Origin of the sequence: Flavobacterium sp., from assembly GCF_044371705.1 — a bacterium.
GTDB lineage: Bacteria > Bacteroidota > Bacteroidia > Flavobacteriales > Flavobacteriaceae > Flavobacterium.
This window is the reverse complement of record NZ_JBILTE010000010.1, coordinates 1-26,533: the sequence shown is the minus strand read 5'-3', so window position 1 is coordinate 26,533 and position 26,533 is coordinate 1. Positions and strand designations below refer to the sequence as shown.

Sequence of the window (26,533 nt, the reverse complement as noted above, 5' to 3'; positions counted from 1 at the left end):
TAGTGAAATATTCATCCTAAAGCTATAATCAATTTAATTAAAAATCGACGATGAATTTGCATTATTTAAATAGTAAAAAAATAGTCCAATAAATACTAATGACCCATAAATATAAATCATTGATAAGAAAGAAAATAATTGAATCTTAAAAAAATTAGATGCTAAATATAATACTCCTGATGTTAAAAATGTAAGAAACAATAAAATGAAACAATGTTGAAATTCAACAACATAATAAGTATCATGAATATTTACAACAAATCTTTCATTTACGTTGGTGTTTAAAAGCAATACCAAAAACAACAATGAGGTTATAAGCAATAAAAAATAAGATTTTCTTTTGAGTAATTCTAAATTCATAAATCGATAATTATCCCGGTATAATCTCCACCTCAGCATTGGCATTAAACAAATATAACTTTCCGGTTTGTACTTCTAAACATTCATAGCGTTTGACCCGAAGTCCCTTTTTTTGGAAAATTTTTCCGTTTTTAATTCTGAACAGACTTCCTGAAGGCACTTCATGTATAAAATGAATGTCCGGTTTTCGTTCGTCAAATTGTTTTAAAGCAAAAGCCAATAGGGCATCGGTGTCGCTACTAGCCGTTGGATTCCGGAAGTGATTGGCAACCAAAGGTAAAACCGAATGCGGAAAAATTTCCGGACGAATAAACGGCACCATCAAACGCTGAAAGGTAATTTTCCATTCGTTTCCATGCGGTTTAATATATCGACCATATTTTTCAAAAGCAGCTAAATGTGCAATTTCATGAACAAGCGTAATCAAAAAGCGGTATTTATTCAAATTGGCATTGACTGTAATTTGATGTTTCCCGGTAGGGTGTTTTCTATAATCACCGTGACGCGTTTGCCGTTCATTCACGATTTTTAAATGTACTGAATTGGTTTTGATTAATTCAAAAACAGGTTCAACTGCGTGTTCGGGAAGATATTTTAAAAGAACTTCGCTCATTTATTTTTTATCGATTTCTTTATTTTGACTTGCCAACGATTTTGCGTTTAAATTGGTTACTACTTTTTTTCCTGTTTTTGCTTCCAGTTCTTTTCGGGCAACATTGGCAACATTTCCGCCTTGTTTGGCAACTTCTTTATTTTCTTCAAACGTTTCAGGATTTACTGCTTTGGAAATATCTTTTGTAGACGCTTCAGATAACATATTCAAAATCAATTCTGTATTGGTCATATTATCCCGAAGATTTTCCTTTTTTAATCCTTTCAATAATTTGTATTCTTTAGTGGTTATGCCTGACCAAGATTTTGAAATAATATCGGTTAAAGTTGCAAATTGCTGACCTTCTTTAATTCCTCTGCTTTTCCATTCATCGGTCAGTTCTTTCCTGATTTCAATACTTTTCAATCGTTGGTTAATCCAATTTTCAGAATATCCTAACTGCAAATATTGTTCTAAAGCTCTATCAATAGTTAATTCCGGATCTTGCAATTCATCCAATCGTTCCGATGCAATTTGTGCTAACCACAACTTAAACGGCTCTGCTTTTGGTGAGGGAATTGATTGAATTAATCTAAAAAGTTGTTCTGAATCAGCTACATCAGTTAGTCGCATTTTTCCATCAGGGGCCATCATTTTCAACTGTCCGATAAAATCGGACAGTTCACTTCCCTCTTTTTGTAACTTCGTTTTTAGATCACTCCAATATTTCCTGGGTCGATCGCTTTCTGTCAAAGCCTCTATTACATCAATAATTGAAAAGAACCACTTTTCGTTTTCATCGTCCCAAATGGTTCGGACTTTTCTTTCTTCAAATAGCTGGATGGCGTTTAATTTTGTCATAGTTTATATAGTTTAAATGAAGATACAATTTACAAAAATAAATTAACTTTTAAGGTGTTGAAGAAGATACCTCAATCACCCTTCCGTTAAAATATTTACTTCCGTTCAACGAAAAATCATAAACATACTCGGCCATTTCTTTGGCGGAAAGTGGAGCTTCATAACCCGGAAAAGCTTCTTGTAACATTTCTGTTTGAACGGCTCCCAATGCTAAAACATTAAACGAAATACCTTGTTCTCGATATTCTTCTGCTAATAATTCTGAAAGTGTTATCACCGCCCCTTTACTTGAAGAATAAGCTGCTAATCCAGCGAACTTCATGCTTCCTTGAATACCTCCCATGGAACTAATGGTCACAACATGACTTCCTTTTTGTAAAAAGGGCAAACAAACACGTGTCAAATTTGCTACTCCAAACACATTTACTTTGTAAACATTTTCAAAATCTTCTTGAGTGGTTTGTGAAAATGGTTTTAACAACAAACTTCCTGCGTTGTGAATAATTACATCCACATTTTTCCAAGTTTGAGATAAAAAATCGGAGACTCTGTACAATTCCTTTTCACTTGATAAATCAATGGAAAGACAAGTGATGTTAGAATGTTCGATTAATTCCTTTGGTGTTTTTCTTGAAATGGCCAATACTTGATGACCGGTGTTGGCAAATTGCAATGCTATTTCAAAGCCAATGCCCCGCGAGGTTCCAGTGATGATGATATTTTTCACTTGTTTTCTAATTTTCGTAAAGATAAGAAAAGAAAGGATTTGAAGATTAATGGAAGTACTTCTTATAAAATTTAAAAGCTTGAAAAATTCCAAGTCCAAAAAACACTAATGGGATAATAAACTTCATCAAATATTGTGACAAAAAAGCAACATTCGAAGCAAAATAATGAAGTGATAAAATCAACACTAACATGCCGCAAAACGTTCCCAAAATAGTTCCGAAAACATAAAAGTATTTTCTTGATTTTGAAATTTCTATATGATTACCATTTAACAGATATAAATTCCAACCCGTCCAAAAGGGAATTTGAATGAAATTCAAACTGCTAAAAAGTAATCCTGCAAAGAAAAAATTTTCTGACACATTAGAAAAAATAGTTCTATTAGTAGTTTCTGAATTGGCACTAAAATAAAAAAAAGCTGCCAAAACTAACATAAACAAGACCGAAAAACCTTCGATATATTTCGTTAGTTTTTTATTCTCGGATAATTTTTTTGCAAAAATCAAAGTGAAATAAATCACAAAAAATTCAATTGTAACAACACCTAATAAATAAGATATGGTTGCCGTTAGTCCTTCTTGAGAATATATATCAAAACCAACCACATTCAAATATCCCAGTGGAATAGAACCAATGAAACTTACTAAAAAACCAACGCCTATATTCTTCACTTTTTGCATTAAAAATGGTAGATTTTTTTTTGCTGCTGCATTTGTAAGCGGTACTGCTCCACTCCTTCTTTAAAGGTTAAGTACCGAACACCCTTATGATGATTTTGAACGCTAATCTGATACATATAAGTGATGTGTCTTGCTAATTCATACCACGCAAAAAACAACGAATGTTTGGGATCGTAAATATGAGTAGGTTCACTTCCGGCACCATTTAATTCGACGATGGCAAAGTTTTGACCATTTTCTAAATCTTCCCAAGTGTTGTACATCACATCCAATCTTCCAAAGTAAAACTCCGGAATTTGTTGGCACATTTCATCAATTGATCTTGTCAATTTTTCAGTAATTAAATGACTCACATCTATAAACTTCGCTCCTCTGGCGTGGTTTCCGTACGGAACCAAGTTACGTTTTTGATTCTTTTTCAAAACTTGATTTAATTGAGTGCCGTATTCTTTTTGCAATGTTTTTAATTGCATTTCATACCTCGGATTCATTTGTAATAAATCAACAATTTTTGAAATGCCATCGCCGGTAACTTCCAAAAATTCTTTAGCCACAATTCCTGTAATCTTTCCCTTTTGTTGACTAGGAAATCGCACGTAAAAAATGCCAACTTCATTGGCATATGGAATCAAATTTTGAATCAAATAATCAAAATTAGCTTTTGTATGATACTCCTCTAATTCTGAAATTGCATGAATTTTTTTAACGGCCGAACCTCGCAAACCTATGTCCGGTTTTGCTATAAACGGGTACTTAATTTTTGACTCTTCTAAAAGTACAATCACTTTATCAAAAGGGATTTTTTCATGAATTAACTCTGTTTTTGGATAAGATTGTTGCGGAATACTGTCATAAATTTCCTTTTTACTTTCGGCCATAAATCCGCCATTTTTTATTCTTGGATTACACGCATTGAAAAAGAAAAATGTTCTAGATTTAATCGCATAAAAAATCCACAAAAAATAGATAGGAATATAAACCACTTGAAACGGCCAATATTCCCAATGAAACAATTTATGGAAAAATAATTTCAAGTTATTGTATCGAATATGAATTGACAAAATGCTTTTGATGCTGCAAATCTAAGTGAGAAAACTCAATTTCATTTTTTCTGATAACAGCTTGTGTAATACTCAATGTTTTTAAACTATTATTTCGATTGATTATCAGTCCGAAGTCCTTATTCTCACTTGCTGTGTTTTGATGAAAATCAAACAAGTTTAACGGATTTAATTCCTGCTGTTCGTTTATGAATTTTTCAAACCAATGAACTCGTAGCAAACGGACTTCACTAGAATATAAAGTTGGCGAAGACCAAATGTGATGCATTGATTGATCCAATTGTACTATTTCTTTTTCTATTTCATTCCACTGTAATTGATACAACTCTTTACTGAAATAAAGCACCACTGTAAATGGTTCAATGTTCATTAAATCAATATTTTTCCATTCTTCCAATGGAGCGTTTGAACTAATAATATCGAGGAGAATTAATCCTCTACTTCTTCGGTAGGAATCTTTAACCTGATGTTTTTCTTTGGCTCCGTTCAACAACACTGCAACCGTTCCGTTTTCAGTAGTTGCAAACCATGTGCCTCCGGCTTTTGGGTCTTTTGGAAAAATGATGTTTTTATTGTTTACAATGTGCTTTTCAGGTTTTAAAGCACTTGGTCTAACAACACTTTCATCGCGGTTGGAAGTAATAATAATCTGTTCGTTTGCAACAACAAAACTTACTGTGCACATTGCTTTCTGTATTCTAATGTAGAGGGTGCTACTCCGAAGCCTTCATTAATTACAATGGAATTATTTTGTAAAAGGGCCACTTTAATTAACGCCTGGTGGTGAATGCAATGTTCCAAATTATAAAGTAATTCTCTGTTATAATTACTTTCAGTAGTAATTTCATGGCCTTCTATCATTTGAACTAAATGAACTATTTTATTAGGTTTCTGCAATTCTTGCATACAAGTTTTAATGGCGGCTTTTGCAGTAGTCAAATCAGTTTCAATCAAACGATTCCTTTTGCGGGAATCATAATTAATAACCCCTTCATAATACTGCACATTTAAACATTGAAACATCTCTACAATATGACGTGTATGCTCTCCAATGGAGGCATTACTTAAATAAGGACACGGATGAACATACTCCTCATATGTTAGTTGATTCAGCAAATCGTTCAATTCATTCAAAGCCTTTCGAATTGGAAATAACAGCATATGCACCATTTTTTTTCAAAAATAATAAAAAAACCCTTTGAGAAATTTCTCAAAGGGTTTAATTTACAGAATTAAAACGGATTACGAAACCAACCCTCTCGAAATCACAATTCGTTGAATTTCAGAAGTGCCTTCATAAATTTGAGTTATTTTTGAATCACGCATCATACGTTCCACATGATATTCGGCAACATAACCGTTACCCCCGTGAATTTGAACGGCTTCATTGGCAACTTCTAAGGCAATTTCAGAAGCATATAATTTTGCCATCGCTCCCGAATGTGCAATATCTTTGCCTTCATCTTTTTCACATGCTGCTTTCATAATCAATAAATTAGCAGCGGTAATTTTTACATACATATCAGCTAATTTGAAAGCAATGGCTTGGTGTTTAAATATTTCTTTACCAAAAGCCTTTCTTTCCTGCGAGTATTTTAATGCCAATTCATATGCTCCGGTTGCAATTCCTAATGCTTGCGATGCAATTCCGATTCTTCCTCCATTTAGCACATTCATCGCAAATGAAAAACCAAAACCATCGGAACCGATTCTATTTTCTTTTGGGACTTTCACATCGGTAAACATTAACGAATGTGTATCGCTTCCGCGAATGCCCATTTTCTTTTCTTTTGGTCCAATTTCGAAGCCGGGATAACTTCTTTCAACAATAAAAGCATTGATTCCTTTGTGCCCCTTTTCAACATCTGTTTGAGCAATTACTAAATATGTAGAAGCAGTTCCGCCATTGGTTATCCAGTTTTTTGTACCATTCAAAAGGTAATAATCCCCTTTATCAATAGCCGTTGTTTTTTGAGAGGTAGCGTCACTGCCTGCCTCGGGTTCCGATAAACAAAAAGCACCAATCACTTCTCCTTTTGCCAATGGTACTAAATATTTCATTTTTTGTTCTTCGTTGCAGTACTTTTCCATACCGGCACAAACCAGAGAATTATTTACCGACATGATTACGGCAGCTGATGCGTCAATTTTTGCAATTTCAGTCATTGCCAAAACATAAGAAATACTGTCTAAACCGGCACCTCCGTATTTTGGATCTACCATCATTCCCATAAAGCCTAAATCAGCCATCTTTTTCACTTGCTCGGTCGGAAATTTTGAATACTCATCTCTTTCAATTACTCCCGGTAATAATTCTTGTTGAGCAAAATCGCGGGCAGCTTGCTGAATCATTAAATGCTCTTCGGTAAGATTAAAATCCATAACTATAAATATTGTTTGTTTGTTTCTTAAATTTGGTCGCAAAAATAGGACATTAAAGTCATAATTTCAAACGTTTTCGTAATTTTAAAGTATGTTTAAGGAAACCTATCAAGTCATTGGAGTCATGAGTGGTACATCACTAGATGGCATCGATTTAGCTCATGTTTATTTTACTCTGAAAAATAATCGTTGGAACTACAAAATTCTAGAAATCGCAACTATTCCCTATCCTCTACAGTGGTTAAATAAACTAAAAACTGCTATTGATTTCAATAAAACCGAATTGATTCAACTCAATGAAGAGTATACCGATTATTTAGGTACAACAATTAGACAATTCATAGACGACTTCGACCTGAATGCAGTTGACGCGGTTTGCAGCCATGGACATACTATTTTACACCAACCGCAAAAAGGATACACCCTTCAAATAGGAAATTTGCCGAAAATTGCTAAAATCGTTAATAAAACTATTGTGTGCGATTTCAGAGTCCAAGATGTAAAATTGGGTGGCCAAGGTGCTCCCTTAGTACCCATTGGCGATAGATTATTGTTTTCTGAATATGATTATTGCTTGAATCTAGGTGGATTTTCAAATATTTCGTTTGAAGAAAATGACAAACGAATGGCCTTTGATATTTCACCCGTAAATACTGTCTTGAATTTTTATGCCAATCAATTAGGTCATGATTATGATGATAAAGGAACTATCGCCAAATTTGGAAAATTAGATTCGGACTTGCTGATTGCGTTGAATAAACTGGACTATTATCAAAAACCCTATCCGAAATCACTTGGATTTGAATTTGTAAAAGAAACTGTTTTACCCTTGATGGAAAAACACACCATTGCTATTGCTGATAAAATGAACACATATATAGAACACATTGCTATGCAAACCAATTATTCGCTAACAAAAAAGGAGGGAAAACTATTGATTACCGGCGGTGGTGCCTACAACGACTATTTAATTGAGCGATTGCAAATTCACTTACCTAAAATGGGAATAATTATTCCAAATGCTAAAACACTTGAATACAAAGAAGCCCTAATCTTTGGATTATTGGGTGTTTTAAAATTAAGAAACGAAATCAATGTTTTAAGCAGTGTTACCGGTGCAAAATTTGACCACAGTTCGGGAATAATTTTTAAAAATTAATTAAAATGCAACTATTTAACCCAATATTAATAAGATAATAAATTACAAATCTTTTTTTAAAGTTTATATTTGCAAAACCAAATAAACAGTCACATTATAATGAAAGAATTACTCAAAAAATTTGAGAATAAAGAGCCTGAAATAATATTTAATTGGAAAGATGCAGAAACGGAAGCAGAAGGATGGACCGTAATTAATTCTTTAAGAGGAGGGGCCGCAGGTGGTGGCACCCGAATGAGAAAAGGTTTGGACATGAATGAAGTACTCTCGCTTGCAAAAACAATGGAAGTGAAGTTCTCCGTTTCAGGCCCCTCTATTGGCGGAGCCAAATCCGGAATCAATTTTGACCCAAATGATCCTAGAAAAAAAGGAGTTTTACAGCGTTGGTACAAGGCAGTTTCACCTTTATTAAAAAGTTATTACGGAACGGGTGGTGATTTAAATGTCGATGAAATACATGAAGTTATTCCCATCACCGAAGAATGTGGTGTTTGGCATCCGCAAGAAGGTGTTTTCAACGGTCATTTTAAACCAACTGAAGCCGACAAAATCAATAGAATTGGTCAGTTACGTCAAGGCGTAATCAAAGTAATTGAAAATCCTAAATTTTCTCCTGATGTGAACCGGAAATATACCGTTGCCGACATGATTACAGGCTTTGGTGTGGCAGAAGCGGTCCGACATTATTACGATATATATGGCGGAACTGTAGTTGGAAAAAAAGCCGTGATTCAAGGTTTTGGAAATGTAGGTTCTGCAGCTGCTTTTTATTTAGCCGACATGGGTGCAAAAGTGGTAGGTATTATTGACCGAGAAGGCGGAATAATTAACAAAGACGGATTTACTTTTGAAGAAATCAGACGCTTATTTTTAAATAAAGACGGCAATAAATTAGTGGCTCCAAATATGATTTCGTTTGCCGAAATTAATCAAAAAATTTGGACAATTGGTGCTGAAATATTTGCTCCATGTGCCGCTTCACGATTGGTTCAACAAAGCCAGGTGAATCAAATGATTGATTCCGGTTTAGAAGTAATTTCTAGCGGTGCCAATGTCCCATTTGCTGATAAAGAAATTTTCTTTGGCCCAATTATGGAAGATACCGATGCAAAAGTTAGTTTAATTCCGGATTTTATTGCCAACTGCGGCATGGCCCGTGTTTTTGCATACTTCATGGAAAAAAAAGTACAAATGACCGATGAAGCCATTTTCTTAGATACTTCAGAAACCATCAAAAAGGCTATTGAAAAAATACATTCACTTAATAGTTCAAAAATAAATATCAGTTCAACATCTTTTGAAATTGCTCTTAAACAATTAACTTAAATTTCTGAAAATGATAATACTAATCATCCTTTTGTTCATTATTGGCTACTTGTCTATTACGCTCGAGCATCCATTAAAATTAGATAAAACAGTACCTTCTCTACTGATGGCCGCTGTTATGTGGGCTCTTTTATCCATTGGTTTCAATAATGGATGGTTTTCAATTATTGATGTGCACGGACATGTTTTTAATATGGCCAGTGGAACTGCGGAGGCAAATCATGAAGGTTTTATAGAAAATTTGATGCATCATTTTGGCAAAACTTCCGAAATATTGATTTTTCTTATTGGTGCAATGACTATTGTTGAAATAATTGATTTACATAGAGGATTTGATGTTATCAAAAGCCGAATTAATACGAGTAATAAAGTTCGCTTATTGTGGGTTTTAGGTATAATTGCTTTTATACTTTCTTCGATTATAGATAATCTAACAACAACAATTGTTTTAATCACGTTACTACGAAAATTAGTTCCACAGAGGGAAGACCGAATTTGGTATGCCTCTTTAATTATTATTGCGGCGAACGCAGGAGGTGCCTGGTCTCCAATAGGCGACGTGACTACCACCATGCTTTGGATTGCCAACAAAGTTAGTGCGGCGGGATTATCAGAATACGTAATCGTTCCAGCCGTTTTATGCTTTGTAGTGCCGTTTTTTATTGCTTCTAAACTCAAAACCTTTCAAGGAACAATCGAAAGAAAAAATTTTGGAATCAATGAACAAACTGAAAAATTACTTAGCAGTAAAAAAATGCTATTTATAGGTTTAGGGGCAATTGTATTTGTGCCTATTTTCAAAGTGCTCACAGGCCTTCCGCCTTATATAGGTATGATGTTCAGTTTAGGGTTTGTATGGCTTATTTCGGAATATGTAATTCCTCATGAAAATTTCAATAAAAATGAAAAATACCTGTATTCCGGACACAAAGCACTATCTAAAATTGAATTCTCAAGCATCCTATTTTTCTTAGGAATATTGATGGCCGTTGCAGCTTTAGAAACCTTAGTTTTCGGTCAAATTAATGGTGTTGACACCGGTACTCTTCGTTATGCAGCAGAATCACTTTCTAATGCAGTTCCAAACATGGATGTTGTCATAATATTATTAGGGATTTTATCCTCAGTAATTGATAATGTGCCTTTAGTTGCTGCTGCAATGGGAATGTATTCTTATGAAATAGATCATCCGGCTTGGCATTTCATTGCCTATTCTGCCGGAACTGGCGGAAGCATGTTGATTATTGGTTCGGCCGCAGGCGTAGCTGCCATGGGTATGGAAAGAATTGATTTCATTTGGTACCTTAAAAAAATAACGTGGCTTGCCTTTGCCGGATTTATTGCAGGTGCATTATCCTTTATATTTATCGAACATTTTATTCGTTAAACAATTAATAGTAGTATTTTAGCGTTAAGAGATTAACCAAATTAAAAAACAATTAAATATGCAAGCAACTGATAGTTTAGCGGTAGCTCAAGAAGCTTTAGTAGATCCGCAACCTGTTGAAAAAACAATATCTATTTGGGAACTGGTATCCAGTGGGGGAATTGGTGGTCAACTGATCATGATTACCTTAGGTTTATTGTTCTTTTTTGCACTTTACCTCTACTTTGAAAGATTATTAGCCATCAATGCTGCTTCTAAAATTGACGTCAATTTCATGAATAATATCAAAATGAATATTATGAATGGTAAAATTGATGCTGCTAAAATGCTTTGTGCTCAAACCAATTCACCGGTAGCGAGATTAACCGAAAAAGGTATTTCACGTATTGGAAAACCTTTAGAAGACATCAATACTGCCATTGAAAATGCCGGTAAACTTGAAATATACAAATTAGAAAAAAATGTAAGTATGCTGGCAACCATCTCAGGAGCCGGCCCAATGATTGGTTTCTTGGGTACCGTAATTGGAATGATTCTTGCCTTTCATAAAATGGCAAGCGGTGGCGGACAGATTGAAGTAGGTGCATTAGCCGAAGGTATTTATACCGCAATGACCACAACGGTTGCAGGACTTGTGGTAGGGATTATTGCATTTATGGGCTACAATCATTTGGTTGTTAAAACCGATAAAGTGGTGCACCAAATGGAAGCAAATGCAACCGATTTCTTAGACCTTTTAAACGAACCATCCTAATGAATATAAGAGGTAGAAATAAAGTATCTGCAGAATTCAATATGTCATCCATGACAGATATTGTTTTCTTACTGCTTATTTTCTTTATGCTTACGTCAACAATGGTTACAACCAATGCTTTAGATTTGGTATTGCCAAAAGCAAAAGGAAAAACTGACAGCAATAAAAATATTTCGGTTAGCATTAACAAAGATCTCCAGTTTTTTATAGATAAAGATCAAGTAGAAGAAGCTGATTTAGAGGCTAAAATATTGGCTTTGTTTGCCAATAAAGAAGATAAGGCCCTAATTTTAAGAGCCGAAGAAGGTGTGCCTATTGAAAAAGCAGTCAATGTTTTGGATATTGCCAATAGAAATCAAATCAAAGTAGTTTTAGCCGTTCGACCTAAATAATTAGAAGCTAATCCTGCCGTTCGTTCTTAGTTTTTTTGAATAAACCCTTTTTTTGTAAGCAGTTTCAAGAGCTTCCACCGGTCGCTTTGAAACAGCAACAAAAAATAGTGTTTCTTTCAAAAAAAGCTATCCACTTCCGTCAGGGCTAAAAAAAGGGAACTATGAAATATTTAGAAACCGAGTACGAAAGAAAATCATTTGCAATAAGTGCAACAATAATCGCTATTTTATTGCTTCTTTTCTTTAAATATGGTTTGTCTTACATGGATCCACCACCGGAAAACGGAATTGCCATTAACTTTGGAAACACCGATTTCGGTTCGGGTGAAACAAATACTACTGAAACTGTAAAAACGGCTCCGCAGCCTTCCGAAAATACGCCAGAGCCAACTCCAACAGCGGAGGAAGTAATCACGCAAGAATCAGTTGATGCAGCGGTAATCAAAGCAACCAAAAAACCGGAGCCAACAAAAGAAGTGAAAAAAGAAGTACAACCAAAAAAGGTGGAACCTCAAAAACCTTCCCAAAAAACGACCGATGCCTTATCAAGCTTGTTGAATGGTCCAAAAAATGACGGCAAAGCAACCGATGGCGATGGCGACAGTAATCAACCCGGTAATCAAGGAAAAATTGATGGAAGTATCTATGCCAATAGTTATTATGGCGATGGCAGCGGCACTAGTGGCAGCGGAAAAGGCAGTTGGGGTTTAAAAGGAAGAAAACTAACGAAGCCTGGTGCCGTTGCAACAAATTGTAACGATGAAGGAACAATAGTAGTGGAAGTAAAAGTGAACAAAAACGGAACTGTAACCAATGCAAAATTTAGCCCGAACGGTTCCAATACAACTAGTAAATGTTTACAAGATGCGGCAATTGCTTCAGCAAAGAAATACCTTTGGAATGACGACAATAATGCCCCTGACAATCAAGTTGGGTTCATTGTATTCAACTTCAGAAACAATTAATAGAATTAAAAAATTACTATATTTATTCCCCACTTTTGTGGGGTTTATTTTTTAACAATGAATTATCAAGAAACAGTCCATTGGCTTTTCAATCAGCTGCCCATGTACCAACAAGTGGGTGCGATTGCCTATAAAAAGGATTTAACCAACACTATTCTATTAGCAAACCATCTTGGAAATCCGGAATTAGAATTAAAAACCATTCATGTGGCAGGAACCAACGGAAAAGGATCCACTTCTTCACTCCTGGCCTCCGTTCTGCAAGAAGCAGGTTATAAAGTTGGCCTCTATACATCGCCACATTTAAAAGATTTCAGAGAACGCATTAAAATCAACGGGAAAGAAATTACTGAAGAATTTGTGGTTGACTTCGTTCATAAGCATCAATCATTCTTTGAAACAAATGAACTGAGTTTTTTTGAAATGACCGTTGGATTGGCTTTTGACTATTTTGTCAAAGAAAAGGTTAATTTTGCCGTGATTGAAGTGGGTTTGGGCGGCAGATTAGATTCCACCAACATCATTACACCTTTAGTTTCCGTGATTACAAATATTGGACTCGATCATACGCAATTATTAGGTACAACTTTAGAAGCTATAGCATTTGAAAAAGCCGGAATCATCAAAGAAAAAATACCGGTAGTGATTGGAGAGTATATGGCAGAAACACAACAAGTATTTATTGAAAAAGCAAAGAGAGAGCATGCAGCAATATATTTTGCTTCCGATTTAATAACCGAAGTGTATCCAACTGCTCTTCAAGGCGATTATCAACTGCAAAATCGAAAAACGGTTATCCAAACGATAAAAATTTTACAAAAAAATAAATTATTGCAGTTATCAGAAGAAGACATAAAAAACGGATTATTAAATGTTGTAAAAAACACCGGATTGCAAGGTAGATGGCAAATATTGAATGCATCTCCAAAAGTAATTTGCGATACAGCCCATAACAAGCAAGGCTTGGCTCTTGTGATCAATCAACTTCTAAAGGAAAATTTTGACACCTTACATATTGTTCTTGGATTTGTTGCCGATAAAAATATTGATGATATCTTGCCATTATTTCCAAAAAACGCACACTACTATTATTCGAAGCCACAAAACTTGCGGGGTCTTGATGCGAATGTACTCATGGAAAAAGGACTAAATAATGGATTAAACGGAAAAGCATACATTTCAACATCAGAAGCTTATAAAGTCGCACTTCATCAAGCTACAAAAAATGACTTAATTTACATTGGCGGAAGCACCTTTGTTGTTGCAGAAATAATATAATTTTTTTACGTTTTTATTTGCAGTTACCAAAAACTGTGCTATATTTGCACTCGCAATCAAGCACTAATCGGGCGATTAGCTCAGCTGGTTCAGAGCACCTCGTTTACACCGAGGGGGTCGGGGGTTCGAACCCCTCATCGCCCACAAAACTCCTTAAGTAATTAGGGAGTTTTTTTATTCAAAAAGGGTCATTAACTCAGTTGGTTCAGAGTGTCACGTCGACAACGTGGAAGTCACTGGTTCGAATCCAGTATGACCCACTAAAAATCCTTAATTTAAGGATTTTTCCTTTTTACAAAAAGTCTAATGTTCGCTCCAAAGCCATTCCACGTGAACCCTTTATTAAAATCATCGACTCCTTTATAGATTTTTGCTTAATTACGTTTGAAAAATCATCAAAAGTTTCGTAAAAATGCAAATGAGAACTATCTATTTTTGATTTGAAAAAATCTTTTCCAATCAAGTAGCATTCCATCGCTGCAACATCCTTCAACAGGTCAACTATCTTTTGATGCTCGGATATGCTTTCATTTCCTAGTTCAAACATATCGCCTAAAATAATAACCTTGTTCAATTTATCTAATTGAATAAAATTAGTCAAAGCCGCATCCATACTACTTGGATTTGCATTATAAGCGTCTAAAATAATTTCATTTGAATGTTTAAATACTATTTGCGATCGGTTATTATCCGGGAAATAAGCGGCAATCGCGGCCTTACAATCTTGAATAGGAACGCCAAAATATTTGCCTACGGCAATTGCTGCAATGATATTTGTTGCGTTATAAAGACCTATTAAATTGGATTGTATAACCAAATCATCCAAAACAATCGAAACAAAAGGATTTGCAGAAATCCCTTTGATATATAAAAACGCATCTGTTTGGTTTTGACTAAAAGAAATGCGTTCTATGTTTTTAGTTTTAGCCTCTTGAATAGGATCATCTAAGTTAACAAACGCTGCCTTTTTACTTATTTTTAAAAAGTCATACATTTCACTTTTGCCTGCAATAACACCTTCTACGCCGCCAAATCCTTCCAAATGTGCTTTTCCAAAATTAGTAATATAGCCATAATCCGGTTGAGCTATGGAACATAATAATTCAATTTCCTTTTGATGATTTGCACCCATTTCCACAATACCAATTTCTGTTTCTTCGGTAAACGACAATAGAGTCAATGGGACACCGATATGATTGTTTAAATTTCCGACCGTAGCTTTGGAATTAAATTTCTTTGATAAAATGGCTTGAAATAATTCTTTCGTTGTTGTTTTACCATTACTGCCTGTTAAACCAATAATCCGAATATTTAAATACTTTCGATGAAATGTAGCCAACTCCTGCAGACTGACTAACGTATCTGAAACAACAATTGTTCGCTCATCCACATAATAAGCGGGATTGTCAATAACAACATAAGATGCTCCGAATTTTAACGCCTCTGCTGCAAAAGTATTTCCATCAAAAGTTGCCCCTTTCAGAGCAAAAAACAGGACATTTTTTTCGATTTTACGTGTATCTGTTGCAACGGATGCACAACTTAGAAATTTAGAATGCAACGCATTAGTTTCCATAATTCTGAAAAAATTTATAAAAACAAAAAGCCCTATAAAAGGGCTTTTTGAAAGTAATTATTCTATTTTATCTTGTTCGTGGAACTCCTCTAGAAGATTTTTGACTTGATTTTGGACCTACTTTAGACATTGCACATCTAAATCCAATATCGCTGGTTGCCATATCTTGCGGGAAGTGTCTTCTTTGTGCAGGATCTAACCAATAAGCTCTATCTCTCCATGAACCTCCTTTGTAAACTCTTGACTCATCATTAACAAGAGACGTACGTTTTGAAGATTTGTCATACTTTTTAAGCATGGTTCCCATACTGTCTACTTCTACTTGATGCATTGGAGAATCATACATTCTTTTTGCATCGATACTTTTTTGATCTTCATCTTCAGAACCAAACTCAAAAAATCTAGATGATTGTCTGTCACCATCTCTGTAGTTTCTGTTGTCGCTGGTGCTAAAATTTTGTCTCAAATAAGTTTCGTTTTCATCAACCGGCACAGTAGCCAATTCTCCAGGTAAGTTTCTGGCAATAATTTTACCGCTTGAAGTAGTGTCATACACAATATTGTCAGTAGAGATGATTTCAAGTTTACCATCTTCACCTATTTTATTTTTCATGTATACGTTACCTCTATAGTAATTGAAATCGTTTGCTTCATCGTCAACAATAGGTCTGTAAACATCAGCAACCCATTCGCTAACATTTCCTGCCATATCATACAACCCAAAGTCATTTGGTGGATATGATTTTACAACTTGTGTAATATCAGCACCATCATCAGACCAACCTGCAATTCCACCGTAATCCCCTTTTCCTTGTTTGTAGTTAGCCAATTGGTCACCACGAACTTGTCTTTTTCCTGAACGAGTGTAACTACCGGACCATGGATACTTTTTTCTTCCTTGATACAAGTTGTACTCTCTGTTTCCTGCATTTGCAACCGCAGCATACTCCCACTCAGCTTCTGTAGGAAGCCTGTACTCAGGATAAATTAACCCTGAAGAACGCTGAGCATACACGTTTTTTGGCTCTGCTGTAGACCCATCTGCATTCGGTTTTTGCTTTGGTGTTTTACCCCCTTTACCTTTCATTACAATTTCTTCATCGCCACCATATACTGACGAAGGAGAATTAATGTAAGTTTCAGTACTGAATGTTTTATCTGCTGATGCTTCAGTAAGCTTTGCATCTTTTTTAAGAAATCTTTCTCTTTCAAGAACATCTTCATTAACACGGTCTGTTCTCCATTTGCAGAATTCAACCGCCTGAATCCAATTTACACCTACTACTGGATAGTAAGAATAAGCAGGATGTCTCAAATAATTATTGGTCATTGTTTCGTTGTAACCAAGTCTATCTCTCCAAACAAGTGTGTCGGGAAGTGCACCATTGTATATATTGGTGTAATTTTCTTCTTCCGGATTGAATACTCTTTTCAAATAATCTAAGTATTCCATGTACATAATGTTTGTAACTTCTGTTTCATCCATATAGAATGATTGCACGTGCTGCTGATTTGGAGTATTATTCCAATCATGCATAACATCATCTTGAACTCGTCCTTTTGTAAAGGTTCCGCCTTCAATAGCAATTAAGCCGGGGCCAGCTTCTTGTTTCTTGTAGCCTAAACCATGTTGAAAACCACCTTTGGGATCATTAATCTTCCATCCGGTTGCAGAGGACGTGTTGCTTGAGCCTGATTTTTTGCTACAACTAGCAAAACCAAACATCACTACTAGAGTTAGCAGTAGCTTAATTGTCATTAATTTGTTTACTTTCATACGTTAAGTAGGTAATAAATTTAGTGCCGCAATATAGCAATTAACCGTTAAACTACAACAAGTTTTTACTTTTTTTGACATAATTGTAAAATTTTGTTAAATCCAACGGCATTTAAAACGGTATTTAATGCGTTTTATTGTGTGCATTTGATCGAATAATTTAATTTTACGCAGTAATATTTACAAAGTATTTGCGTTATCAAACTCGTATGAAAAAGATTTTACTGTTTGTTCTGCTAATTATCTCCTTGGATGTCATCGCTCAGGAGCGACATTCCATTGTTTTAAATTGGACAAAAGACAACACATACCGTATAGAAAACTACTCGCTGAAAATTCCATCATTTCAATCGAGTAATTTTTATTATGACGACTCAAATAAAAGCATCTTCTTTAAAGAAACTAAAAAAACACAAGGTGTTTTTAACGAAAATTCGCTGCAGATTAGTGCAATTGACTATGAAACTATAAGCATAAACGACTTGGGTGATTTAAATTCGTCTAAAATACCTAAAAGCATAAACGCTACGCTGGAAAATAGTTTTGGAAGAGATTTAAATTACAGCGTTTTTAGCTTCTCTCCTATTATTATTGATAATGGCGTTTACAAAAGAGTTAAGTCACTCTCCTATTCGTTCTCCTACGACAATGCAAAAACCAATCAAATTCTTTCTTCGCAAGATTTTGTTGGCATTCGTAATTCGGTTTTGAGTACCGGTGATTGGTTTCGTTTTTACGTAGAAAAGACCGGTGTTTATAGAATCTCGAAAAGTTTCTTAAATCAATTAGGATTAAACACAAACGTGGATCCTCGTAAAATAAAAATTTACGGTAACGGTGGACGAATGCTCCCACTATTAAATCAAACCGAGTACCCCATAGATTTAAAAGAAAATAGCATCCTATTTATAGGTGAAGATGACGGAGTTTTTAACAATGAAGATTATATTTTATTTTATGCAGAAGGTGTTGACACTTGGAATGCAGAAAGTGAAACCAATTTAAATCTATACGACAATAAATCCTACTATTATGTAACAGCCGATGGAAGTGATGGTGCCAGAATTCAAAACATGCAGCAACCTAGTGGAAATGCAACTGTAACCATAACCAAATTTAATGACTTTCAATTTTATGAAAAAGACCTTGTCAATATTGGTCGCCTAGGCAGGGTTTGGTTTGGAGAAGATTTTTCTTTAGAAAACGAACAAACTTTTGATTTTAAATTCCCAAACATCGACACAACCGTTCCACTGCAAGTTACCATAAATGTAGCCTCACAAGCTTTCACGCAAACCTCGATGACTGTCAATGTAAATGGTCAAAATTCACAGACTATAAACTTTTCGCCCTTAAATGCTGCATCAAGTGTTTTGTATGATAACGAAAATTTAAATTTTACTGCAACTTCTTCCGAAAATATAGCCGTTCAAGTGGCCTACAACAACAATGGTGTTCCAAACTCGAGAGGTTATTTAAATTATATTAACATCAGTGCCACAAGAAATTTAATTGGTTTTAACAAACAATTCAAGTTTCAAAATAATTCGGTTGCAAATCAAATAGGAATTGGCGAATATCTAATCAGTAATGCATCTACAATTCTTCAGGTTTGGGATGTAACTGATCGATTTTCAATTACTAAAATTGAAAATAACGGACAATCAAACTTTTCGTTTAAAGCAAATTTAGGAGAGTTAAGAAAGTATATTGCCATTGACCCTGCTGACTATTTTTTACCTGTACGTGAAAGCCAATCAAAGATTACCAATCAAAATCTATTAGGCACAATTTTTAATTCAAATACCGGTCAATTTCAAGATGTTGATTATTTGATTATTACCCCTAATTCGTTATACTCGGAAGCTGAACGTTTGGCAAATTTCCATAGAAACAATTCGCAATTAAAAGTAAAAACCGTCACTTTAGAGTCCATTTATCCTGAATTTTCCTCAGGCAAACAGGACATTGCTGCAATTAGAAATCTTGTTCGGTATGTGTATTACAACGCTTCTGACATTTCAAAAAGAGTAAAATATGTAAATCTTTTCGGCGATACCTCTTTCGATTACAAAAATAGAATACCAGACAACACGAATATAGTCCCAATATTTCATGCCCTCATTAGTAATAATCTTCTAAGTTCAACCATGTCGGATGACTTTTATGCAATGATGGATGACAATGAAGGACTTTTGTTATCCTCTGCTAATAAAATGGATGTGGCAGTAGGTAGAATGTTGGTAACCGATTTGAAACAAGCACGTGAAATGGTAGATAAAGTGATTGATTATCACGACATCAAATCCTATGGAAGATGGCGGAATAATTTCACTTTAATTTCTGATGACGTCGACGAATCGTGGGAAGGTGTAATTCAACAAGAATTAGACAACTTAGGAAATTCAATTGCTACTGAAAAGCCTCCAGTAAATGTCAATAAAATTCATATTGATGCTTACGTCCAAGAAGCTTCTGCGGGAGGACAAAGGTATCCGAAAGCAAAGAGCGATATTTTAGAGGCTTTTGATTATGGCTCCTTAGTGTTTAATTATTTCGGCCATGGGAATGAAGACGTATTGGCCGACGAGAGAATTTTTGAAAAAAACGACGCTCAAAATCTTGCCAATAGGTACAAATATCCATTATTTGTAACTGTTACTTGCGAATTCACGCGGTTTGACAATCCTTATCGCCCAACAGCAGGAGAATTTACCTACTGGAATCCGCAAGGTGGTGCCATTTCATTGGTAACCACAACTAGAAGAATTGGTGTAACAACCGGTCAAGATATAAATAAATTTCTGGCGTCTTACCTTTATGGATTTGATTCCGATGAAGAGATTACTATTGCTGAAGCGTTGCGACTTTCAAAAAACGAATACGGCCCGCAAACATTAATGGTTTTTTATGTGGGTGACCCGGCATTAAAGCTAGCCATTCCAAAACCAACTGTTGTACTAACAAAAATAAACGATGAAACTGTAGCCGATTCAAATTTTATATTCAGTGCACTTAGTTCTGTTAAACTTTCAGGCGAAATAAGAGACTTTTCAGGAAACATACTTCTTTCCAATTACAATGGCGATGTAGCCATTCAGATTTTTGACAAAAACATCAACCAAACAACTTTGGCAAATGACAATACAATTGCAAATAATCAATTGATAAAAATGAACTTTACCACTTTAGGTGAAACCATCTTTAGAGGAAATGCGTCAGTGACTAATGGTAAATTTGAGTTCAGTTTTGTGGTTCCACGTGACATTTCAATTCCGGTAGGGAACGGAAGAATTAGTTTTTACGCAAAAACGCAGCAACCCATGCTGATGAATCAGGCGGGTTATAACGCCGATATTCAAATTGGCGGAATTAATGAAAATGCTCCCATCGATAATGTGGGCCCAACGGTTCGACTTTACATGAATGATGAAACATTTATTTCGGGTGGAATCACCAATGAGAGTCCGATATTTTTAGCTTTTCTTGAAGATGAAAACGGAATCAATACTGCCAGCGGAATTGGTCATGATATTGTTGCCATTCTTGATGGCGACGAAAGCAATCCGTATATTCTAAACGATTATTACGAAACCGAGTTAGACGATTTTACCAGAGGAAAAGTTCGATTTCCATTCCGAAATTTAGCAAAAGGTCTGCATACCATTACATTCAGAGCTTGGGATGTATACAACAATCCGGTTACGGCGGAAATCCAGTTTATAGTGACAGGTGATGAGACTGTAACGCTTACAAATGTTTTAAATTATCCCAATCCGTTGGTCAATTATACACAGTTTTGGTTTACCCACAATCGCCCGTTTGAGCCATTAGATGTTCAGGTTCAAATCATGACTGTAACAGGAAAAATTATAAAAACAATCAATCAAGTAGTTTCAACTGAAGGTTTTTTATCCAGAGACATTTCTTGGGATGGAAAAGATGATTTTGGAGATAAAATTGGAAAAGGTGTTTACATTTACAAATTGACCGTCAAGTCAAATTTGACCAACAAAAAGACCGAAAAGATTGAAAAACTTGTAATCCTTTAATAAAATACTATATTTGTTCAATTAATATTTTTACCCACAAATGAAAAAAATAATTCTATTTATAAGCACCTTACTTTTTGCCCAAACTGCTTTCTCACAAGAGGATTCACGGGTCATTACAACCGCTGTTCCTTTTTTACTGGTTGCTGCTGATGCTCGTTCGGCAGGAATGGCTGACAACGGTGTTGCAACAGCTGCCGATGCTTTTTCGCAACAATGGAATCCGGCTAAATATGCCTTTTCTTTGGAACAACAAGGTTTTACAATGAGTTATACGCCTTATTTAACTGCTTTGGCAAATGATATCTCGTTGGGTCAGGTAACTTATTTTAATAGATTTGAAGAACGTATGGCTTTCGCAGCTAGCATCCGCTATTTTGGATTAGGTGAAATTCAATACACTAATCAATTTGGAGAACTCGGACAAACCGTTAGTCCAAATGAATTTGCAGTAGACCTTTCGTACTCATTAAAACTGAGTGAACGGTTTTCCATGGCCGTTGGTGGACGTTTTATATCTTCACAATTGCAATTGCCTGATGCTGTTGGTGATGCATCAGCTGCAAATACTTTTGCTGTAGATCTTGCCGGTTTTTATCAGTCCGAAGAAATAGCATTCAATGATTTTAATGGTCGTTGGAGAGCAGGGATTAATTTCCAAAATATGGGCCCAAAAATTAATTATGACAATGATAATAGTGATTTAAATTCAAATTTCATTCCCGCAAATATGCGTGTAGGTGGAGGTTTTGATTTTATATTGGATGAATATAATAAAGTTGGGGTTAATTTGGAATTTACCAAGCTCATGGTTCCTACTCCTCAAAGACTGGAAGATGTTAATGGGGATGGTGAAATTAATTCGGAAGATCAAGCAATATTAAATGCAGAATACAACAGCATCGGCTGGGTACAAGGAATGTTTCAATCATTTTCTGACGCTCCTGATGGTTTCAGTGAAGAATTAAAAGAGTTTACTTATTCTTTAGGAACCGAATATGTCTACCAAGAAGTATTCTCTTTAAGAGCTGGATATTTTCATGAAAGCCCGGAAAAGGGAGCTAGAGAATATTTCTCACTTGGAGCCGGATTTAAATACAATGTAATTAAAATAGATGTTTCTTATTTATTTTCAACTTCAAATGTTGTCAATCCATTGGAGAATACTTTGCGTTTTTCACTCACATTTAATTTTGGCGACACCTACGATGAATATTAATTCACATAATAATAGCTAATTAAAACTCCAAAATCAACTTGTTTTTGGAGTTTTTTTATCTTTACCACCTATGAAAAAAATTGAACTACTTTCAACTTTTACAGTATTTCCTGAAATACATCAATTACCAAATGATGTATTGGATTTGATGCTTAAAGCAATCGAAATCAGAAAAAAAGCCTATGCTCCTTATTCTAAATTCAAGGTGGGAACTGCCATTTTATTAGATAATAATGAAGTGATTGTAGGTTCAAATCAAGAAAACGCAGCTTATCCATCCGGACTTTGTGCAGAACGTGTAGCGATATTTCAGGCGGGAACAATTTTCCCGACAAATACAATACTAAAAATAGCTATTTCGGCTACTTCCGACTTAAAGCCCGTAAAAAAGCCTATTCCCCCATGCGGAGCATGCCGACAATCTATTGCTGAATATGAAATCAAACAGCAAACAGCTATTGAAATCTATTTTATGGGAGAATCTGGTGAAATCTACAAATCAGACTCATTATCAAATCTTTTACCCTTAGGATTTGATAAAAAATACTTATAACTAACTTTGCTACTAAAACGTTATCGTAAATAAGTTTCCATAAAGTTTTTCATTTTAAGACGATTAAATTTTTACATCTACTTAGTATGTCTTATTTTTGCTACTCGCAATTTTGTATGGTACCCTATTGCGTCAATGATAATTCAAACAATAAAGAATAAGACATAAACAAATGAAACAAATCACCAAAGAAGTTTATCTGCAATGGTATGAAGACATGCAGTTTTGGAGAAAATTTGAAGACAAATTAGCTGCAGTTTATATCCAACAAAAAGTTAGAGGATTTTTACATTTATACAATGGTCAAGAAGCTGTTTTAGCTGGAGCAATTCATGCAATGGACTTGTCTAAAGATAAAATGATTACTGCCTACCGAAACCATGTGCAACCAATTGCGATGGGTGTTGATCCAAAAAGGGTCATGGCAGAACTTTACGGAAAAGTAACCGGAACTTCCAAAGGAATGGGCGGCTCCATGCATATATTCTCTAAAGAACATGGTTTTTTTGGCGGACATGGAATTGTTGGAGCACAAATACCTGTAGGAGCAGGAATGGCATTTGCAGATAAATATTTTAATACAGGTGGTGTTACTTTAACCTATTTTGGTGACGGTGCTGCTCGTCAAGGGTCACTTCATGAAGCATTCAACATGGCCATGTTGTGGAAACTACCCGTAGTATTTATATGTGAAAACAATGGATATGCCATGGGAACATCTGTTGAAAGAACTGCCAATCATACGGATATATGGAAACTTGGTTTAGGTTATGAAATGCCTTGTGGACCTGTAGACGGAATGAATCCGGTAAAAGTCGCAGAAGCCATGCACGAGGCCATTGAACGAGCTCGTAGAGGAGATGGACCTACTTTTCTAGAGATGAAAACATACAGGTATAGAGGTCATTCGATGTCTGATGCTCAACTTTACAGAAGTAAAGATGAAGTGGAAGAATATAAAAAAATTGACCCAATCACACAGATTTTAGATATTGTCAAAGAAAACAATTATGCTACTGACGCAGAAATTCAAGCCATTGATGAACGCGTCAAAGACTTGGTAGAAGCATGTGAAAAATTCGCCGATGAGTCACCCTATCCTGAAATACAACAAATGTATGATGTGGTATATGACCAAGAAAATTATCCATTTATTTCTCATAAACTATAAGCACTATGGCAAAAATTATTACAATGCCACGTTTGAGTGATACAATGACCGAAGGAGTTGTAGCAACATGGTTAAAAAAAGTTGGGGATACCGTAAAAGAAGGGGATATTTTAGCAGAAATTGAAACCGATAAAGCAACGATGGAATTTGAGGCTTTTGATGCTGGAACTTTACTGCATATTGGTATTCAAGAAGGTGAATCTGCACCTGTTGATTCACTTTTGGCTATTATTGGTAAAGAAGGTGAAGATATCTCAGGTTTACTAGCTGGAGGAGGTGCACCAAAAGTTGAAGAAGCAAAACCAGAAGCACCAAAGGCTGAAGAAACAAAACCACAAGTTAAAGCGGACATTCCAGCAGGTGTGATTGTAGTTACGATGCCCCGATTAAGTGATACAATGACTGAAGGAACAGTAGCTACATGGTTAAAAAAAATTGGAGACACTATAAAAGAAGGTGATATTCTTGCTGAAATTGAAACGGACAAAGCCACTATGGAATTTGAATCTTTCAATGCCGGTACTTTATTGTATGTAGGCATACAAGAGGGTCAATCTGCTCCGGTTGATAGTGTTCTAGCTATCATTGGTCCGGCAGGAACAGATGTTTCCGGCATTGCAGAAAACTATACCAAAGCTGGTGAAGCTCCAACAACTGCAAAATCTGAAACAAAATCTGAAGAAGTAAAATCAACTACTGAAAATAAAGAAGAAGCAACGACAACGTCCGAATCAAACGGAAGAATCTTTGCCTCACCATTAGCTAGACAAATAGCAAAAGATAAAGGAATCAGCCTATCGCAAATAAAAGGTTCTGGCGAAAATGGAAGAATCGTAAAAAGTGATGTTGAAAACTTTACAACGGCTGCTGCTGCAAAAGTTTTACCACTAGAAAATGTTTCTCAACCAGCTGAAACAGTGCAACCATTTGTTCCTGCTGGAGAAATGTATTCACAAGAAGTCAAAAACTCGCAAATGCGTAAAACTATTGCCCGCCGCTTGGCTGAATCAAAATTTACCGCACCGCACTACTATTTAACTATAGAAGTAGCGATGGATGAAGCAATGAAATCCAGAGCAATAATTAATAACATCCCTGATACTAAAGTATCGTTTAACGACATGGTTGTGAAAGCCTGTGCGATGGCTTTAAAAAAACATCCTCGAGTAAACACACAGTGGAAAGATGATGTTACAGTTATTAATCACCATGTAAATATTGGTGTTGCTGTAGCTGTTGAAGAGGGTTTGGTTGTGCCCGTATTGAATTTTACTGATCAAATGAACTTAACGCAAATTGGTTCTGCTGTAAAAGATCTTGCTGGAAGAGCTAAAATCAAAAAATTACAACCTGCAGAAATGGAAGGAAGCACATTTACGGTTTCAAATTTAGGAATGTTTGGTATTACTGAATTCACTTCAATTATCAACCAACCGAACTCTGCTATTCTTTCAGTGGGTGCAATCATTGAAAAACCGGTAGTACGAAATGGGCAGATTGTTGTAGGTAATACTATGAAAGTAACATTAGCCTGTGACCACAGAACAGTTGATGGTGCAACAGGTGCAGCATTTTTACAAACATTACGTACCTATTTAGAAAATCCGGTAACTATGCTCGCATAAATTATCATAACATAAATCAATTACAAATCCTTAAGCAATTAAGGATTTTTTCGTTAACCGCTAATCGTAGCACCTAAAGTAAAGACAACTTGGGTCTGATTAAAACTCATTCCAAACTACCTAGCATTAAACACAAAGATGCTATTTACAAATGTTTAGAAATAAATAGTCATTTTTTTTAGTCGTGCCACTCCGACGAGCTCCGGGTCGGGCTATCCGCTGCAAGTCCTCGCACCAACTCCGCAAGCTCTATTGCTGCTGTGGGCTTTTCGCTACTATCCCTCACGTAAATTCTGTGCTACCCATATTTCTTATTGGAGTTAATTCAATACACGTTAGTACCGTATTTGCATAAACTACAAGTATATTACCCATTATTTTTATTCCAAATTTTAAAAAGAGTTTAGATTAAACAAAAAAAATCCTCATCAAATACATGACGAGGATTTTAAAAGAATCTGAATCGAGTTCAGATTAAAGAAGGCGGCGACATACTCTCCCACAAACTGCAGTACCATCTGCGCAGGCGGGCTTAACTTCTCTGTTCGGAATGGGAAGAGGTGAGCCCCGCCGCAATAACCACCTTAAGTCGTTTTGCATGGGTGAATGACTACTTGTCAATCAACAATACATA

The 26,533-nt window shown here is 35.5% G+C and carries 22 protein-coding genes, 2 tRNA genes and 1 rRNA gene; 14 read left to right on the top strand and 11 right to left on the bottom strand.

Translation table 11 applies throughout. The features are described 5' to 3' along the window. Window positions 1–370: 370 nt before the first annotated feature. The 8 genes from ACIQ2S_RS01615 to ACIQ2S_RS01580 all read right to left on the bottom strand — a co-directional run bounded on the left by ACIQ2S_RS01615 (window position 371) and on the right by ACIQ2S_RS01580 (window position 6,665). Window positions 371–973 carry a SprT-like domain-containing protein gene (locus tag ACIQ2S_RS01615; RefSeq protein ID WP_396172330.1) on the bottom strand — a complete coding sequence of 201 codons (603 nt, stop codon included), beginning with the start codon at window positions 971–973 and terminating at the stop codon, window positions 371–373. After that, window positions 974–1,813, bottom strand: coding sequence for a Bro-N domain-containing protein (locus ACIQ2S_RS01610; RefSeq protein WP_396172329.1), 840 nt, complete (start codon window positions 1,811–1,813; stop codon window positions 974–976). 49 nt (window positions 1,814–1,862) lie between these two features. Continuing rightward, a complete protein-coding gene (locus ACIQ2S_RS01605; protein WP_396172328.1) occupies window positions 1,863–2,540 on the bottom strand; it encodes an SDR family NAD(P)-dependent oxidoreductase in 678 nt (225 codons plus the stop codon). Window positions 2,541–2,586: 46 nt separating this feature from the next. After that, window positions 2,587–3,222, bottom strand: a complete 636-nt coding sequence (locus tag ACIQ2S_RS01600) for a hypothetical protein (RefSeq protein ID WP_396172327.1) — start codon at window positions 3,220–3,222, stop codon at window positions 2,587–2,589. Beyond that, on the bottom strand, window positions 3,222–4,100 hold the full coding sequence (locus ACIQ2S_RS01595; protein WP_396172326.1) for a D-alanine--D-alanine ligase: 879 nt from the start codon (window positions 4,098–4,100) through the stop codon (window positions 3,222–3,224). Before ACIQ2S_RS01595 ends, ACIQ2S_RS01600 begins: the two co-directional genes overlap by 1 nt. Window positions 4,101–4,257: 157 nt before the next feature. Further along, window positions 4,258–4,968, bottom strand: a complete 711-nt coding sequence (locus ACIQ2S_RS01590) for an NRDE family protein (RefSeq protein ID WP_396172325.1) — start codon at window positions 4,966–4,968, stop codon at window positions 4,258–4,260. Continuing rightward, on the bottom strand, window positions 4,956–5,444 hold the full coding sequence (locus ACIQ2S_RS01585; RefSeq protein ID WP_396172324.1) for a DinB family protein: 489 nt from the start codon (window positions 5,442–5,444) through the stop codon (window positions 4,956–4,958). The genes ACIQ2S_RS01590 and ACIQ2S_RS01585 overlap by 13 nt, the downstream gene beginning before the upstream one ends. A gap of 81 nt (window positions 5,445–5,525) precedes the next feature. Beyond that, entirely contained in the window at window positions 5,526–6,665 is a 1,140-nt protein-coding gene (locus tag ACIQ2S_RS01580) for an acyl-CoA dehydrogenase family protein (protein ID WP_396172323.1), read from the bottom strand. A gap of 91 nt (window positions 6,666–6,756) precedes the next feature. Between ACIQ2S_RS01580 and ACIQ2S_RS01575 the strand changes: the two genes are divergently transcribed. From ACIQ2S_RS01575 to ACIQ2S_RS01535, 9 genes are all read left to right on the top strand, one after another. Beyond that, window positions 6,757–7,824: an anhydro-N-acetylmuramic acid kinase gene (locus tag ACIQ2S_RS01575; RefSeq protein ID WP_396172322.1), complete on the top strand. Its 1,068-nt coding sequence runs from the start codon at window positions 6,757–6,759 to the stop codon at window positions 7,822–7,824. Window positions 7,825–7,923: 99 nt separating this feature from the next. Next, complete coding sequence (locus ACIQ2S_RS01570) at window positions 7,924–9,150, top strand: Glu/Leu/Phe/Val dehydrogenase dimerization domain-containing protein (RefSeq protein WP_396172321.1); 1,227 nt, start codon at window positions 7,924–7,926, stop codon at window positions 9,148–9,150. A gap of 10 nt (window positions 9,151–9,160) precedes the next feature. After that, a complete protein-coding gene (gene nhaD / locus ACIQ2S_RS01565) occupies window positions 9,161–10,537 on the top strand; it encodes a sodium:proton antiporter NhaD (protein WP_396172320.1) in 1,377 nt (458 codons plus the stop codon). Window positions 10,538–10,595: 58 nt separating this feature from the next. Continuing rightward, the gene (locus tag ACIQ2S_RS01560) at window positions 10,596–11,291 is read left to right on the top strand and encodes a MotA/TolQ/ExbB proton channel family protein (RefSeq protein ID WP_396172319.1); all 696 of its coding nucleotides are present in this window, start codon (window positions 10,596–10,598) and stop codon (window positions 11,289–11,291) included. After that, the gene (locus tag ACIQ2S_RS01555) at window positions 11,291–11,683 is read left to right on the top strand and encodes an ExbD/TolR family protein (RefSeq protein WP_396172318.1); all 393 of its coding nucleotides are present in this window, start codon (window positions 11,291–11,293) and stop codon (window positions 11,681–11,683) included. The genes ACIQ2S_RS01560 and ACIQ2S_RS01555 overlap by 1 nt, the downstream gene beginning before the upstream one ends. 161 nt (window positions 11,684–11,844) lie before the next feature. Further along, window positions 11,845–12,648, top strand: a complete 804-nt coding sequence (locus ACIQ2S_RS01550; RefSeq protein WP_396172317.1) for an energy transducer TonB — start codon at window positions 11,845–11,847, stop codon at window positions 12,646–12,648. A 57-nt stretch (window positions 12,649–12,705) separates the two neighbouring features. Then, window positions 12,706–13,926 (top strand): bifunctional folylpolyglutamate synthase/dihydrofolate synthase, encoded by a 1,221-nt coding sequence (locus ACIQ2S_RS01545; protein ID WP_396172316.1) that lies wholly within the window; start codon window positions 12,706–12,708, stop codon window positions 13,924–13,926. A 69-nt stretch (window positions 13,927–13,995) separates the two neighbouring features. Further along, window positions 13,996–14,070, top strand: a tRNA-Val gene (locus ACIQ2S_RS01540). Window positions 14,071–14,111: 41 nt separating this feature from the next. After that, window positions 14,112–14,186: transfer RNA gene (locus ACIQ2S_RS01535), tRNA-Val, on the top strand. Window positions 14,187–14,218: 32 nt separating this feature from the next. Here ACIQ2S_RS01535 and murF read toward each other — a convergent pair. Both murF and gldJ read right to left on the bottom strand, forming a co-directional pair. Beyond that, a complete protein-coding gene (murF, locus tag ACIQ2S_RS01530; protein ID WP_396172315.1) occupies window positions 14,219–15,502 on the bottom strand; it encodes a UDP-N-acetylmuramoyl-tripeptide--D-alanyl-D-alanine ligase in 1,284 nt (427 codons plus the stop codon). Between the two features lie 67 nt (window positions 15,503–15,569). Continuing rightward, window positions 15,570–17,279, bottom strand: a complete 1,710-nt coding sequence (gene gldJ, locus ACIQ2S_RS01525; protein WP_396172314.1) for a gliding motility lipoprotein GldJ — start codon at window positions 17,277–17,279, stop codon at window positions 15,570–15,572. Between the two features lie 209 nt (window positions 17,280–17,488). On the opposite strand from gldJ, the gene porU reads away from it, so the two are divergent. The 5 genes from porU to ACIQ2S_RS01500 all read left to right on the top strand — a co-directional run bounded on the left by porU (window position 17,489) and on the right by ACIQ2S_RS01500 (window position 25,899). Beyond that, window positions 17,489–21,331, top strand: coding sequence for a type IX secretion system sortase PorU (gene porU, locus ACIQ2S_RS01520; protein WP_396172313.1), 3,843 nt, complete (start codon window positions 17,489–17,491; stop codon window positions 21,329–21,331). 40 nt (window positions 21,332–21,371) lie between these two features. Next, window positions 21,372–22,550, top strand: a complete 1,179-nt coding sequence (gene porV, locus ACIQ2S_RS01515) for a type IX secretion system outer membrane channel protein PorV (RefSeq protein ID WP_396172312.1) — start codon at window positions 21,372–21,374, stop codon at window positions 22,548–22,550. 70 nt (window positions 22,551–22,620) lie between these two features. Next, a complete protein-coding gene (gene cdd, locus ACIQ2S_RS01510; RefSeq protein ID WP_396172311.1) occupies window positions 22,621–23,103 on the top strand; it encodes a cytidine deaminase in 483 nt (160 codons plus the stop codon). A gap of 172 nt (window positions 23,104–23,275) precedes the next feature. After that, on the top strand, window positions 23,276–24,274 hold the full coding sequence (gene pdhA, locus ACIQ2S_RS01505) for a pyruvate dehydrogenase (acetyl-transferring) E1 component subunit alpha (protein WP_396172310.1): 999 nt from the start codon (window positions 23,276–23,278) through the stop codon (window positions 24,272–24,274). A gap of 5 nt (window positions 24,275–24,279) precedes the next feature. Further along, the gene (locus ACIQ2S_RS01500; protein ID WP_396172309.1) at window positions 24,280–25,899 is read left to right on the top strand and encodes a 2-oxo acid dehydrogenase subunit E2; all 1,620 of its coding nucleotides are present in this window, start codon (window positions 24,280–24,282) and stop codon (window positions 25,897–25,899) included. 478 nt (window positions 25,900–26,377) lie between these two features. Here the strand turns inward: ACIQ2S_RS01500 and rrf are convergent. Further along, window positions 26,378–26,486, bottom strand: a 5S ribosomal RNA gene (gene rrf / locus ACIQ2S_RS01495). Between the last annotated feature and the right edge of the window lie 47 nt (window positions 26,487–26,533).

Excerpts from the sequence above, each read along its gene's own strand:
- ACIQ2S_RS01615 (WP_396172330.1), bottom strand. The coding sequence starts at position 973 with ATGAGCGAAGTTCTTTTAAAATATCTTCCCGAACACGCAGTTGAACCT.
- ACIQ2S_RS01610 (WP_396172329.1), bottom strand. The coding sequence starts at position 1,813 with ATGACAAAATTAAACGCCATCCAGCTATTTGAAGAAAGAAAAGTCCGA.
- ACIQ2S_RS01600 (WP_396172327.1), bottom strand. The coding sequence starts at position 3,222 with ATGCAAAAAGTGAAGAATATAGGCGTTGGTTTTTTAGTAAGTTTCATT.
- ACIQ2S_RS01595 (WP_396172326.1), bottom strand. The coding sequence starts at position 4,100 with ATGGCCGAAAGTAAAAAGGAAATTTATGACAGTATTCCGCAACAATCT.
- ACIQ2S_RS01590 (WP_396172325.1), bottom strand. The coding sequence starts at position 4,968 with ATGTGCACAGTAAGTTTTGTTGTTGCAAACGAACAGATTATTATTACT.
- ACIQ2S_RS01585 (WP_396172324.1), bottom strand. The coding sequence starts at position 5,444 with ATGCTGTTATTTCCAATTCGAAAGGCTTTGAATGAATTGAACGATTTG.
- ACIQ2S_RS01580 (WP_396172323.1), bottom strand. The coding sequence starts at position 6,665 with ATGGATTTTAATCTTACCGAAGAGCATTTAATGATTCAGCAAGCTGCC.
- ACIQ2S_RS01575 (WP_396172322.1), top strand. The coding sequence starts at position 6,757 with ATGTTTAAGGAAACCTATCAAGTCATTGGAGTCATGAGTGGTACATCA.
- ACIQ2S_RS01570 (WP_396172321.1), top strand. The coding sequence starts at position 7,924 with ATGAAAGAATTACTCAAAAAATTTGAGAATAAAGAGCCTGAAATAATA.
- nhaD (WP_396172320.1), top strand. The coding sequence starts at position 9,161 with ATGATAATACTAATCATCCTTTTGTTCATTATTGGCTACTTGTCTATT.
- ACIQ2S_RS01560 (WP_396172319.1), top strand. The coding sequence starts at position 10,596 with ATGCAAGCAACTGATAGTTTAGCGGTAGCTCAAGAAGCTTTAGTAGAT.
- ACIQ2S_RS01555 (WP_396172318.1), top strand. The coding sequence starts at position 11,291 with ATGAATATAAGAGGTAGAAATAAAGTATCTGCAGAATTCAATATGTCA.
- ACIQ2S_RS01550 (WP_396172317.1), top strand. The coding sequence starts at position 11,845 with ATGAAATATTTAGAAACCGAGTACGAAAGAAAATCATTTGCAATAAGT.
- ACIQ2S_RS01545 (WP_396172316.1), top strand. The coding sequence starts at position 12,706 with ATGAATTATCAAGAAACAGTCCATTGGCTTTTCAATCAGCTGCCCATG.
- murF (WP_396172315.1), bottom strand. The coding sequence starts at position 15,502 with ATGGAAACTAATGCGTTGCATTCTAAATTTCTAAGTTGTGCATCCGTT.
- gldJ (WP_396172314.1), bottom strand. The coding sequence starts at position 17,279 with ATGAAAGTAAACAAATTAATGACAATTAAGCTACTGCTAACTCTAGTA.
- porU (WP_396172313.1), top strand. The coding sequence starts at position 17,489 with ATGAAAAAGATTTTACTGTTTGTTCTGCTAATTATCTCCTTGGATGTC.
- porV (WP_396172312.1), top strand. The coding sequence starts at position 21,372 with ATGAAAAAAATAATTCTATTTATAAGCACCTTACTTTTTGCCCAAACT.
- cdd (WP_396172311.1), top strand. The coding sequence starts at position 22,621 with ATGAAAAAAATTGAACTACTTTCAACTTTTACAGTATTTCCTGAAATA.
- pdhA (WP_396172310.1), top strand. The coding sequence starts at position 23,276 with ATGAAACAAATCACCAAAGAAGTTTATCTGCAATGGTATGAAGACATG.
- ACIQ2S_RS01500 (WP_396172309.1), top strand. The coding sequence starts at position 24,280 with ATGGCAAAAATTATTACAATGCCACGTTTGAGTGATACAATGACCGAA.